This window comes from Streptomyces sp. NPDC006384, assembly GCF_042870695.1.
GTDB lineage: Bacteria > Actinomycetota > Actinomycetes > Streptomycetales > Streptomycetaceae > Streptomyces.
Genome location: NZ_JBIAHR010000020.1, coordinates 65,903 through 78,065 on the forward strand (window position 1 = coordinate 65,903; position 12,163 = coordinate 78,065).

Genomic DNA, 12,163 nt, shown 5'->3' on the forward strand with positions numbered 1-12,163 from the left:
AAAGACCGTGCCTCCTGTCACAAAGAGGTGGACGCGGGCGGCCCCTGTCGGCCAGCCTGACCTGCGTGTCGACTCTCTCCCTCTCCTCTTTGCCGATCCGCCGTCTGACGCTGCGCGACCTCACCGCCTGCGCCGACTTGTCCGAGGACCGGGGGTGGCCGCGTGAAGAGCACAAGTGGGGTCTCCTCCTCACGGCCGGCACGGGGTATGGCATCGACGACCCCGCCGGCGGCCTCGTCGGCGCCTGCACCGTCACCGCGTACGGCCCCCGCGAACGGCCCTCCCTCGCGGCCATCGGCATGGTGCTGGTCGCCGAGCGGCACGCCCGCCGGGGTGTCGGGCGCCGGCTGATGCGTCACGTCGTCGCGGCGCAGGGCACCACGCCCCTCACCCTGCACGCCACACCCCACGGCCGGCCGCTCTACGAAGCACTCGGCTTCAAGGCCACGGGCCGGGCGGAGATGGTGCGCGGGCGGTTCGTCCCGGACGGGGCCGAGTCCCGGGTCGCGACACGGGCGGCCACCGCCGAGGACCTCCCCGCGATCGTCGGGCTCGACGAGGAGGTGTTCGGCGTCGACCGCACCCCCGTCATCACACGGCTGCCCGCCTTCGCCGACCAGCTGCGCGTGGCCGAGGAGAACGGCCGTCTCATCGGGTACGCCGCCGCCTGGCCCAACATGGACACCCATGTCGTGGGCCCGTTGATCGCCCGCGACACCGAGACGGCCAAGGCACTCGTCGCCTCGCTCGCCACCCGTACCGACCGGCCGCTGCGCACCGACATCGACGTCCGGCACGAAGAGTTGCTGACCTGGGCGAAGGAGCATGGCCTCGCCCCGCTCGCCGCCAACACGGTCATGACGTACGGGATCACGGAGCTGCCCGGGGACCGGACCCGGCGGTTCGCACCCCTGACCGTGGCCGCGGGCTGACCCCTGCGTGGCGTACGACGACGCCGGCCCCCGGGACTCCCGGGGGCCGGCGTCGTCGTACGGGCCGTGCCTGTTCTCAGGCGGCAAGGGCCTCCAGGGCGGCGGTTGCGAAGGCGTGGTCCTGCTCCGGCGCCCCGCCACCGACTCCGACAGCGCCGACGAGCCGGCCGTCCCGGTGCACCGGGATCCCGCCCGCGATGAACAGCAGCGGCCGGTCGAGCGCGGTGGGCAGGGTGTGGAAGACGCCCCCGGGCTGCACGGCGTCCACGAGGCCGGCGGTGGGGGCGTTCAGTTGCAGCGCCGTGTAGGCCTTGCGGGTGCTGGTCTCGCCGGAGATCAGCACGGCGCGGTCGTCCCGTCGGAAGGCGAGCAGGTGGCCGCCGGCGTCGAGGACGGTGACGCTGACGGCTACCCCCTCGGCCTCGGCGGCGAGGCGGGCTGCCGTGACGAGCTTTTCGGCGTCCTGGACGGACAGGGGGGCGACGGCGGTGGTGCTCATGGAAATTCTCCTTGCTGCGACAACTGATGGTGCTGTGCCTCGGGTGGCCGAGGCGGGAGGGGCTGCGTGTGCGGGGCCGTCCCCGTCCTCGTGACTCACTGCCGGGGGCCGGCGCTCCGGGGTCGTTGCCCCGGAGCGCGGCGGGGGCGACGGCTCAGTGGGACACGGCGGTCCGCTGCTCGGTGGGCGCGGAGCCCGCGACGACCGTGCTCGGCGTACTCTCGCGCCTTTCGAGCGCGGCCGAGAGGAGTGCGAGGACCAGCGCCGCGGCGGCGAGAGCGGCGCCGACCCAGTTGGGCGCGGTGTAACCGAGGCCCGCGGCGATGACGATGCCGCCGAGCCAGGCGGACAGCGCGTTGCCCAGGTTGAAGGCGCCGATGTTCACGGCAGAGGCCAGCGTCGGGGCGCCGTGCGCGTGGTCCAGGACGCGCTTCTGCAGGGGCGGGACGGTGGCGAAGCCCAGGGCGCCGATCAGGACGATCGTCACGGACGCCGCGATCTTGTTGTGCGCGGTGAGCGTGAACAGGGCGAGCACCACGGCCAGGGCGCCCAGAGAGACGTACAGCATGGGCATCACTGCGCGGTCGGCGAACCGGCCGCCGACGAGGTTCCCGCCGACCATGCCGAGACCGAAGAGGACCAGCAGCCAGGTGACCGAGCCGTCGGCGAAGCCCGCGACGTGCGTCATCATCGGGGCGATGTAGGTGATGGCCGCGAAGACGCCGCCGAAGCCGAGGACGGTCATCGCCATCGCGAGAAGCACCTGGACGTTCTTGAACGCGGCCAGTTCGTGCCGCAGCCGCACGCCCTCCGGCTTGGGCATGTCGGGGACCAGCTTGGCGACACCTGCCAGTCCGACGACACCGAGCGCGGCGACCAGGGCGAAGGTGACACGCCAGCCGACCGACTGCCCGACCAGCGTGCCCAGCGGAACGCCCACGACGTTCGCGACGGTGAGACCGGTGAACATCATCGCGATCGCCCCGGCCTTCTTGTGCGGGGCGACCAGATCGGCCGCGACGACCGAGCCGATGCCGAAGAAGGCGCCGTGGGCGAGGGACGCGACCACACGTCCGATCAGCATGACGGAGAACGCGGGGGCCAGGGCGGAGAGCAGGTTGCCGGCGATGAAGAGGCCCATCAGCAGCATCAGCATCCGCTTGCGCGGGACCCTGGTGCCGAGCACGGTCATCAGCGGGGCGCCGAACATCACGCCGAGCGCGTAGCCGGTCACGAGGTAGCCGGCCGTGGGGATGGAGACCCCGTAGTCTCCCGCGACCTCGGGCAGCAAGCCCATGATCACGAACTCGGTCGTCCCGATTCCGAAGGCCCCGATCGCGAGGGCCAGAAGCGCGAGAGGCATGGGGTGAACCTTCCCAGACGATTGCAGGAGCGCTTTTCCGTCACTGACAATAGTTGCACACGCGGGTTATATGCAACCGCTGACAATCGCGGCACTGGTCTACCCTGGGGACAGCCGCTCCGGGACGGAGGAACCACATGACAGCGACGGACCCCGCGCTCACCGCCCTCTCCCAGGGCTGGTGCGCCCTCTCCCTTCTGCACGGAAGGATCGAGGCCCACATCGAGCGCGCCCTGCAGTCCGGGCACGACCTGAGCGTGCGCGAGTACTCCCTGCTGGACGTGCTCAGCCGGCAGCACGACGGTGAGGGCGGCCACCTGCAGATGAAGCAGGTCGCCGATGCCGTCGTCCTGAGCCAGAGCGCCACCACCCGCCTGGTCACCCGTCTCGAGGACCGCGGGCTGCTCGAGCGTTACCTGTGCCCCACGGACCGGCGCGGCATCTACACCAACGTCACGGCCGCCGGCCTGAAGTTGCTGGACGAAGCGCGCCCCACCAATGACGCGGCCCTGCGCGAGGCTCTCGACGAGGCGGCCCGGAATCCCGAACTGGCCCCGCTGGTACGGGCCGTGGAGACGCTCAAGGCACCGGTCCCGGCATGACCGAGCCGGTGCGGACCCCATGCGCACCGCTCCCGGCTGCGTAGGGTGCGTGCCATGGAAGATCTTGAGATACGCCCGGCCACCGTTGCCGACATACCCGCCGTCGTCGCGATGCTGGCCGACGACCCGCTGGGCGCACAGCGCGAGTCATTGGAGGACATGAGCCCCTACATGTCCGCCTTCGAAGACATCCGGAACGACCCGAACCAGCACCTGGTCGTCGTCGTCCGCGAGGACCGTGTCGTCGGCACGCTTCAGCTGACGGTCGTTCCCGGACTCTCCCGGCGCGGGGCGACGCGGTCCGTCATCGAAGGCGTCCGCATCCACGCCGACGAGCGCGGCAGCGGCCTGGGCACCCGGCTCATCGAATGGGCCGTCGCCGAGTCACGCCGTCTGGGATGCCGGTTGGTCCAGCTCACCTCGGACAACACCCGCACCGAAGCCCACCGCTTCTACGAGCGTCTCGGCTTCTCGGCTTCCCACGTGGGTTTCAAGCTCCAGCTCTGACACCACGCACCCACAGGACGCTCCGTTGTTCCACGTGGAACAACGGAGCACCTCGGCGGCCTGAGACGCCCGGCCGGCACCCCGCCGCGGCCCGCCGCCTCAGGTCTGCGCCATGTCGACGAACCGTGAGTAGTGCCCCTGGAAGGCGACCGTGATGGTCGCCGTCGGCCCGTTTCGGTGCTTGGCCACGATCAGGTCGGCCTCGCCCGCGCGAGGCGACTCCTTCTCGTAGGCATCCTCGCGGTGCAGCAGGATCACCATGTCGGCGTCCTGCTCGATGGAACCCGACTCACGCAGGTCGGAGACCATCGGCTTCTTGTCGGTGCGCTGCTCGGGTCCACGGTTCAGCTGGGAGAGCGCGATGACAGGGATCTCCAGCTCCTTGGCCAGGAGCTTGAGGTTACGGGACATGTCCGAGACCTCCTGCTGACGGCTCTCGGCGCGCTTGGAACCGCCGGACTGCATCAGCTGGAGGTAGTCGATGACGACCAGCTTGAGATCGTTGCGCTGCTTCAGACGGCGGCACTTGGCCCGGATCTCCATCATCGACAGGTTCGGCGAGTCGTCGATGTACAGGGGGGCGGCCGAGACGTCCGGCATCCGGCGGGCCAGTCGCGTCCAGTCGTCGTCCGTCATGGTGCCGGACCTCATGTGGTGCAGTGCGACCCGGGCCTCGGCGGACAGCAGACGCATCGCGATCTCGTTGCGCCCCATCTCGAGCGAGAAGATCACGCTCGGCAGATTGTTCTTGATCGACGCGGCCCGCGCGAAGTCCAGTGCGAGCGTCGACTTGCCCATGGCGGGACGCGCGGCGATGACGATCATCTGGCCGGGGTGCAGCCCATTGGTGAGGGAGTCGAAGTCGGTGAAGCCCGTGGGCACGCCGGTCATCTCGCCGCTGCGCGAGCCGATCGCCTCGATCTCGTCGAGCGCGCCCTCCATGATGTCGCCGAGCGGAAGGTAGTCCTCGCTGGTCCGCTGCTCGGTGACGGCGTAGATCTCGGCCTGGGCCCGGTTGACGATCTCGTCCACGTCGTCGTCCGCCGCGTATCCCATCTGCGTGATCCGGGTGCCGGCCTCCACGAGGCGGCGCAGGACGGCCCGCTCGTGCACGATCTCCGCGTAGTAGGCCGCGTTCGCGGCCGTCGGGACGGTCTGGACGAGGGTGTGGAGGTAGGAGGCACCGCCGACCTTGTTGATCTCACCGCGCTTCGTGAGCTCGGCGGCGATCGTGATCGGGTCGGCCGGTTCTCCCTTGGCGTAGATGTCGAGGATCGCCTGGTAGATCGTCTCGTGGGCCGGCTTGTAGAAGTCGTGGCCCTTGAGGATCTCGACGACGTCCGCGATGGCGTCCTTGGACAGGAGCATGCCGCCGAGAACGGACTGCTCGGCCTCCAGGTCCTGAGGCGGTACCCGCTCGAAGGCGGACGGCCCCGCGCCGTCCCACGTGCTGTTCTCCCGGCCCCGCTCGTGCTGGTCGCCACGGCCCTGGGTGCTGTCACCACGACGGCGGGAAGCGGGCAGACGATCGCTGGGCCCGCTGTCGGCCCACGGGTCGTCCAAGGGCTCGGAAATGCTCACCCGAGCCACCTCCTCACGTCCGCCGCGCGGACCTCGCCGTGCACCCATTTCTACGGCACGGCACTGACAAATAGGACACCCGACTCCGCTTCAGACGCGTCACTTCTGTGAGGGTTCACAGGGCGGCGGACGGAGCGGGCGCCGGACCACCGTAGGTCTGTCGGCACCGTCAGCCAATTCAGTTATCCACAGGGGGTGTGGACGACTGGCCAGATACTGTGGACAACCCCGCGAAAGCTGTGCACGAGCCGGTGGAAAGCCCTGTGAACAAGCCCTCCCTACTGGCACACCAACCCACCTGACCTGCACTTTTACCATCCACTGGCTGTGCAGAAGAAAAACTTCCCCAGGCAGGACGAGATCAGGGCGAGGGAGGCGCACGGGTGTACCCAGCAAGAAGAGAAGTAATGGTTGCCCGGCCTTTGCATCACTTACCTGTGGACATTAGATTGGTGCTCATGACACAGGCCCCCGCGCGCTCCCGCACCGTCCGACGTCGGCACGATCGGGAGATCCTCGCGCTGGCCGTCCCGGCCTTCGGCGCGCTCGTCGCCGAGCCTCTGTTCGTCATGGCCGACAGCGCCATCGTCGGCCACCTCGGCACAGCGCAACTCGCCGGTCTCGGCATCGCCTCGGCCCTGCTGACCACAGCGGTGAGCATCTTCGTCTTCCTCGCCTACGCCACCACGGCGGCCGTCGCCCGACGCGTCGGGGCAGGCGATCTGCAGTCCGCCATCCGGCAGGGCATGGACGGCGTCTGGCTGGCATTGCTGCTCGGAGCCGCCGTCGTAGCCGTCGTCCTGCCGACGGCTCCGTCACTGGTGGAGCTCTTCGGTGCCTCCGACTCCGCCGCGCCGTACGCCGTCACCTATCTGCGGGTATCCGCGCTCGGCATTCCGGCCATGCTCGCCGTGCTCGCCTCCACCGGAGTCCTGCGAGGGCTTCAGGACACCCGGACCCCGCTCTACGTGGCCATCGCCGGATTCGTCACCAACGCCGTTCTCAACGTGGTGCTGGTCTACGGAGCCGGTCTGGGTATCGCAGGCTCCGCCTGGGGCACGGTGATCGCGCAGTTCGGCATGGCCGCGGTCTATCTCGGAGTGGTCGTCCGCGGGGCCCGCAGGCACGGAGCCTCCCTCCGCCCGGACGCCGCCGGCATCAGGGCTTCCGCGCAGGCAGGGGTGCCGTTGCTCGTTCGCACCCTCTCCTTGCGGGCGATCCTCATGATCGCCACGGCGGTGGCAGCCCGCCTCGGGGACGCCGACGTCGCGGCTCACCAGATCATCCTGTCCCTGTGGAGTCTGCTCGCCTTCGCGCTGGACGCCATCGCCATCGCCGGGCAGGCGATCATCGGACGCTGTCTGGGGGCCGGGGACACGCGGGGTGCCCGCGAAGCGTGCCGCAGGATGGTCGAGTGGGGCATCGCCGTCGGAGTCCTGCTGGGCCTGTTGGTGGTGGTGACGCGGCCCGCATTCCTTCCCCTGTTCACCGGCGACTCCGCTGTCAAGGACGCCGCGCTGCCCGCTCTGGTGATCGTGGCCCTCTCCCAGCCGGTCTGCGGTGTGGTGTTCGTCCTGGACGGGGTTCTGATGGGGGCGGGAGACGGCCCGTACCTTGCCTGGGCGATGCTGCTCACCCTGGCGGTCTTCACCCCCGCCGCCCTGCTCGTCCCGTCACTCGGCGGCGGACTCACCGCCCTGTGGGCGGCCATGACGCTGATGATGACGATGCGACTGCTGACCCTGTGGTGGCGTACGCGGTCGGGCCGGTGGATCGTCACAGGTGCGAAGCGCTGACCGTTTCACGTGAAACCCGTCCGACGCCCGGCGTCTGGCACCCGGCATGACAACGGGGCCGCACTCCCGGTCGGAAGTGCGGCCCCGTTGTCATCGCTTCGGCGAGAGCCAGGCTCAGGCGGAAACAACCTCGATGTTGACCTTGGCGGCAACCTCGGGGTGCAGACGCACGGACGTCTCGTGGGCGCCCAGGGTCTTGATCGGCGAGCCCAGCTCGATGCGGCGCTTGTCGACCTCGGGGCCACCGGCAGCCTTGATCGCCGAGGCGACGTCGGCCGGGGTGACGGAACCGAAGAGACGACCGGCGTCGCCGGAGCGGACGGCCAGGCGGACCTTCACACCTTCGAGCTGGGCCTTGACCTGGTTGGCCTGCTCGATGGTCTGGATCTCGTGGATCTTGCGAGCGCGACGGATCTGCTCGACGTCCTTCTCGCCACCCTTGGTCCAGCGGATAGCGAACTTCCGCGGGATCAGGTAGTTGCGAGCGTAACCGTCCTTGACGTCGACGACGTCGCCCGCGGCACCGAGGCCGGAGACCTCGTGGGTGAGGATGATCTTCATGAGTCGGTCACCCTTCCCTTATCGCGCGGTGGACGTGTAGGGCAGCAGCGCCATCTCACGGCTGTTCTTGACTGCCGTGGCGACGTCACGCTGGTGCTGCGTGCAGTTGCCGGTCACGCGGCGGGCACGGATCTTGCCGCGGTCGGAAATGAACTTCCGCAGCATGTTCGTGTCCTTGTAGTCCACGTACGTGACCTTGTCCTTGCAGAATGCGCAGACCTTCTTCTTCGGCTTGCGCACAGGCGGCTTCGCCATGGTGATTCTCCTGTGTGATCAAGAAGTGTGGGGTACGGCCCCGTCCTTCGGCCGGGCCAGGCCTCTCGGCCCGGCTTGCGGCCTAGAAGGGGGGCTCGTCCGAGTAGCCGCCACCGCCGCCGGAGCCACCGCCCCAGCCACCGCCGCCGGCCTGCTGGCCACCGGCGGGAGCGCCCGTGGCCCACGGGTCGTCGGCCGGAGCTCCGCCGCCCTGCTGGCCGCCGCCGGGGCCGCCGCCCCAGCCACCGCCGGCCTGGCCGCCACCGCCGCCGTAACCGCCCTGGCCACCGCGGCCCTGACCCGAGGTCTTCGTGACCTTGGCCGTGGCATTGCGGAGGCTGGCGCCGACCTCGTCGACGTCCAGCTCGTAGACCGTGCGCTTGACGCCCTCACGGTCCTCGTAGGACCGCTGCTTCAGCCGGCCCTGCACGATCACGCGCATGCCTCGCTGGAGCGACTCGGCGACGTTCTCCGCCGCCTGGCGCCAGACCGAGCAGGTCAGGAACAGGCTCTCGCCGTCCTTCCACTCGTTCGTCTGGCGGTCGAAGGTGCGGGGGGTCGACGCGACACGGAACTTCGCGACGGCCGCACCGGACGGGGTGAAGCGCAGCTCGGGGTCGTCGACAAGATTGCCGACGACCGTGATGACGGTCTCGCCTGCCATGGGGGAACCTCTCGGCGGGTTTGCTGCTGGCTGCTTGTGCTGCTACTCGAATCCCGGGAACTGCTGAGCGGGAGAGCTCAGCGGGTCTCGGGACGGAGGACCTTGGTCCGGAGGACCGACTCGTTCAGGTTCATCTGGCGGTCGAGTTCCTTGACGACCGCAGGCTCGGCCTGCAGGTCGATGACCGAGTAGATGCCCTCGGGCTTCTTCTTGATCTCGTACGAGAGACGACGACGGCCCCAGGTGTCGACCTTCTCGACCTTTCCGCCGCCGTCACGGACGACAGAGAGGAAGTTCTCGATCAGCGGGGAGACAGCGCGCTCCTCGATGTCGGGGTCGAGGATGACCATCACCTCGTAGTGACGCATGTGGAACCCACCTCCTTTGGACTCAGCGGCCACGGTCGTTCCGTGGCAGGAGGGTTGCGATGCGTTGGCACCGGCATCAACGAGTTAACCAGGACCCACTGACAATCGGGTCTCCTCCGAGAAAGAGACCCGGCCGTGGCTGGCAGCAGACACCAGTGCAGAAGGTACAGAGTACCCGCCCGTCGGCTTGCGGTTGAAATCCGTCCTCGAGGGGACGCAGTCTGTACATAACGTCTGCGCATAACGGACGTACAGGGTGAAGACAGACCGTCTTCGGCTGGAGGTTCCCCATGGCACAGATCATGCGACCCGCCAAACCCAGGACCGGCCTGCTGGCCACCGACGGAAGGCCGCACCCCCGTCAGGACATGCTGATGACGGTGACCCTGGTGCTCGGGGTGCTCTCCCTCGTGACCGCAGGGTTCTCCGGCCTCCACCTGCTGACCTCCTGGGCCGGGCTGGCCGGCGTGCTGATCGGCGGGTACGGCCAGTACATCTCGGAGACGACGCGGGAGCGGTTCGGTCTGGTGCTGGGCATCGGTGCTTCCGCGATCGGCCTCTTCTTCGGCATGTCCCACGGCGGGCTGTTCGGCACCTTCGGGGGGTTCGTCGGCGGCTGAGTCCCGGACCGCGCCGGCCGGCGGCCGGTGCGGTCCACCCCTACGCCGGACGGGGCGCTCACAGGGCGCAGTAGGCTTCGCGCGAGAGCCGGAGCCCCTGAACCCATGGGGACACACCAGCCCGAGGAGCGCCCCGAATGAGCCTGACCCTGAGGACCATCAGCCGCGAGCAGCATCTGGCATACATCCAGAGCCTGCCGGCGGCGAGTCACATGCAGGTGCCGGCGTGGGCGGACGTGAAGGCGGAGTGGCGCTCGGAGAACCTCGGGTGGTTCGACGACCGGACCGGTCAGCTGGTCGGCGTGGGCCTCGTGCTCTACCGGCAGCTGCCGAAGATCAAGCGCTACCTCGCCTACCTTCCCGAGGGCCCGGTCATCAACTGGTTCGCGCCGAATCTCCAGGAGTGGCTGGAGCCGATGCTGGCGCACCTGAAGCGGCAGGGTGCCTTCTCCGTGAAGATGGGCCCTCCGGTGATCATCCGGCGCTGGGACGCCCCGTCGATCAAGAAGGGCATCCAGGACCCCGACGTCAAGCGGCTGCGCGACATCGAGGCGGACCACATCGAGCCGCGCGCCTTCGAGGTGGCCGACAAGCTGCGCCGCATGGGCTGGCAGCAGGGCGAGGACGGCGGCGCCGGTTTCGGGGACGTACAGCCCCGTTACGTCTTCCAGGTGCCGCTGGCCAATCGCTCTCTGGAAGAGGTCCACAAGAACTTCAACCAGTTGTGGCGCCGGAACATCAAGAAGGCCGAGAAGGCCGGCGTCGAGGTCGTCCAGGGCGGTTACCACGACCTCGAGGAATGGCAGCGCCTGTACGAGATCACGGCCGTACGCGACCGTTTCCGGCCGCGTCCGCTGTCGTACTTCCAGCGCATGTGGGCGGCCCTCAACAACGAGGACCCCAACCGCATGCGCCTGTACTTCGCCCGGCACAACGGGGTGAACCTGTCGGCGGCGACCATGCTGGTCGTGGGCGGGCACGTCTGGTACTCCTACGGCGCCTCCGACAACATCGGCCGTGAGGTCCGTCCCTCCAACGCCATGCAGTGGGCGATGCTCCGCGACGCCTACGCCCTCGGCGCCACCGTCTACGACCTGCGCGGCATCTCCGACTCCCTGGACGAGAACGACCACCTCTTCGGCCTGATCCAGTTCAAGGTCGGCACGGGCGGGCAGGCGGCCGAGTACCTCGGGGAATGGGATTTCCCGCTGAACAAGCTCCTGCACAAGGCACTCGACATCTACATGTCGCGCCGCTGATCCGTGTGTCCCGCTCCAGTAGCGTCGGGAGCGGGTTCCACAGCCCTCACGACTTCCCGCATCTCTGACACACCGCAGCCACGAGAAAGGTTCCAGGTCCGGCCATGGCGCTCACGCTCTACGTCGACACCGCGCGCTGGCGGGCGCACCACAAGCACGTGCAGGAGCAGTTCCCCGGGCTGGTCCCGGTCTGCAAGGGCAACGGCTACGGCTTCGGGCACGAGCGGCTCGCGGAGGAGGCCACACGCCTGGGCTCCGACATCCTGGCCGTGGGCACGACGTACGAGGCCGCCCGGACCAAGGACTTCTTCGGCGGCGATCTGCTGGTGCTGACGCCGTACAGGCGCGGTGAGGAGCCGGTGCCGCTGCCGGACCGGGTCGTGCGTTCCGTGTCTTCCGTCGACGGTGTGTACGGCCTGGTCGGCGCGCGGGTCGTCATCGAGGTGATGTCCTCGATGAAACGGCACGGCATCAGCGAGCAGGACCTGCCTCAGTTGCACGCCGCCATAGAGAACGTCCGGCTGGAGGGCTTCGCCATCCACCTGCCGCTGGACCGCACCGACGGCTCGGACGCCGTCGAGGAGGTCATCGGCTGGATGGACCGGCTGCGTGCGGCCCGTCTGCCGCTGCACACGATGTTCGTCAGCCATCTGAAGGCCGAGGAACTCGCCCGCCTGCAGCAGCAGTTCCCGCAGACCCGGTTCCGCGCCCGCATCGGCACGCGGCTGTGGCTGGGGGACCACGAGGCCACGGAGTACCGCGGCGCGGTGCTGGATGTCACACGCGTGTCCAAGGGGGAGCGCTTCGGCTACCGGCAGCAGAAGGCTGCCTCCGACGGTTTCCTGGTGGTCGTGGCGGGCGGCACGTCCCACGGAGTGGGCCTGGAGGCGCCGAAGGCGCTGCACGGTGTCATGCCGCGGGCCAAGGGCGTCGCCCGGGCCGGGCTGGCCACGGTCAACCGGAACCTGTCTCCGTACGTCTGGGGCGGCAAGCAGCGCTGGTTCGCTGAGCCGCCGCACATGCAGGTGTCGATCCTGTTCGTGCCCTCGGACGCGCCGGAGCCCAAGGTCGGCGACGAGCTGGTGGCTCACCTGCGGCACACCACCACCCAGTTCGACCGGCTCGTCGACCGCTGAGGACCGCGAGCGGACGCACA

14 protein-coding genes are annotated in these 12,163 nt (G+C 69.1%); 7 read left to right on the forward strand and 7 right to left on the reverse strand.

Annotation, left to right across the window (positions count from 1 at the left end; all coding sequences use genetic code 11):
* Positions 1 to 65: 65 nt before the first annotated feature.
* Positions 66 to 932, forward strand: a complete 867-nt coding sequence (locus tag ACFYOJ_RS25345; protein WP_356554185.1) for a GNAT family N-acetyltransferase — start codon at positions 66 to 68, stop codon at positions 930 to 932.
* 76 nt (positions 933 to 1,008) lie between these two features.
* Here ACFYOJ_RS25345 and ACFYOJ_RS25350 read toward each other — a convergent pair whose 3' ends face one another.
* Positions 1,009 to 1,431 carry a heme-binding protein gene (locus ACFYOJ_RS25350; RefSeq protein WP_356554187.1) on the reverse strand — a complete coding sequence of 141 codons (423 nt, stop codon included), beginning with the start codon at positions 1,429 to 1,431 and terminating at the stop codon, positions 1,009 to 1,011.
* 154 nt (positions 1,432 to 1,585) lie between these two features.
* Positions 1,586 to 2,794, reverse strand: a complete 1,209-nt coding sequence (locus ACFYOJ_RS25355) for an MFS transporter (RefSeq protein WP_356554189.1) — start codon at positions 2,792 to 2,794, stop codon at positions 1,586 to 1,588.
* Between the two features lie 137 nt (positions 2,795 to 2,931).
* Between ACFYOJ_RS25355 and ACFYOJ_RS25360 the strand changes: the two genes are divergently transcribed.
* Both ACFYOJ_RS25360 and ACFYOJ_RS25365 read left to right on the forward strand, forming a co-directional pair.
* On the forward strand, positions 2,932 to 3,396 hold the full coding sequence (locus tag ACFYOJ_RS25360) for a MarR family transcriptional regulator (RefSeq protein WP_356554190.1): 465 nt from the start codon (positions 2,932 to 2,934) through the stop codon (positions 3,394 to 3,396).
* Between the two features lie 54 nt (positions 3,397 to 3,450).
* Positions 3,451 to 3,903: a GNAT family N-acetyltransferase gene (locus ACFYOJ_RS25365; RefSeq protein WP_356554192.1), complete on the forward strand. Its 453-nt coding sequence runs from the start codon at positions 3,451 to 3,453 to the stop codon at positions 3,901 to 3,903.
* A gap of 99 nt (positions 3,904 to 4,002) precedes the next feature.
* Here ACFYOJ_RS25365 and dnaB read toward each other — a convergent pair whose 3' ends face one another.
* On the reverse strand, positions 4,003 to 5,484 hold the full coding sequence (gene dnaB / locus ACFYOJ_RS25370) for a replicative DNA helicase (protein ID WP_356554193.1): 1,482 nt from the start codon (positions 5,482 to 5,484) through the stop codon (positions 4,003 to 4,005).
* A gap of 458 nt (positions 5,485 to 5,942) precedes the next feature.
* Here dnaB and ACFYOJ_RS25375 point away from each other — a divergent pair, with 458 nt between their 5' ends.
* Positions 5,943 to 7,280 (forward strand): MATE family efflux transporter, encoded by a 1,338-nt coding sequence (locus ACFYOJ_RS25375; protein WP_356554194.1) that lies wholly within the window; start codon positions 5,943 to 5,945, stop codon positions 7,278 to 7,280.
* Between the two features lie 114 nt (positions 7,281 to 7,394).
* On the opposite strand, the gene rplI is transcribed toward ACFYOJ_RS25375, so the two are convergent.
* From rplI to rpsF, 4 genes are all read right to left on the reverse strand, one after another.
* Entirely contained in the window at positions 7,395 to 7,841 is a 447-nt protein-coding gene (rplI, locus tag ACFYOJ_RS25380) for a 50S ribosomal protein L9 (protein WP_356554195.1), read from the reverse strand.
* Between the two features lie 18 nt (positions 7,842 to 7,859).
* The gene (gene rpsR, locus ACFYOJ_RS25385) at positions 7,860 to 8,096 is read right to left on the reverse strand and encodes a 30S ribosomal protein S18 (protein WP_003949403.1); all 237 of its coding nucleotides are present in this window, start codon (positions 8,094 to 8,096) and stop codon (positions 7,860 to 7,862) included.
* Between the two features lie 82 nt (positions 8,097 to 8,178).
* Entirely contained in the window at positions 8,179 to 8,760 is a 582-nt protein-coding gene (locus ACFYOJ_RS25390; RefSeq protein WP_356554197.1) for a single-stranded DNA-binding protein, read from the reverse strand.
* 77 nt (positions 8,761 to 8,837) lie between these two features.
* Entirely contained in the window at positions 8,838 to 9,128 is a 291-nt protein-coding gene (rpsF, locus tag ACFYOJ_RS25395) for a 30S ribosomal protein S6 (protein WP_356554199.1), read from the reverse strand.
* A 290-nt stretch (positions 9,129 to 9,418) separates the two neighbouring features.
* On the opposite strand from rpsF, the gene ACFYOJ_RS25400 reads away from it, so the two are divergent.
* From ACFYOJ_RS25400 to ACFYOJ_RS25410, 3 genes are all read left to right on the forward strand, one after another.
* The gene (locus ACFYOJ_RS25400) at positions 9,419 to 9,748 is read left to right on the forward strand and encodes a hypothetical protein (protein WP_356554201.1); all 330 of its coding nucleotides are present in this window, start codon (positions 9,419 to 9,421) and stop codon (positions 9,746 to 9,748) included.
* A 137-nt stretch (positions 9,749 to 9,885) separates the two neighbouring features.
* Positions 9,886 to 11,007: a peptidoglycan bridge formation glycyltransferase FemX gene (femX, locus tag ACFYOJ_RS25405; protein WP_356554203.1), complete on the forward strand. Its 1,122-nt coding sequence runs from the start codon at positions 9,886 to 9,888 to the stop codon at positions 11,005 to 11,007.
* 104 nt (positions 11,008 to 11,111) lie between these two features.
* Complete coding sequence (locus tag ACFYOJ_RS25410) at positions 11,112 to 12,143, forward strand: alanine racemase (protein ID WP_356554205.1); 1,032 nt, start codon at positions 11,112 to 11,114, stop codon at positions 12,141 to 12,143.
* The last annotated feature ends 20 nt before the right edge of the window (positions 12,144 to 12,163 follow it).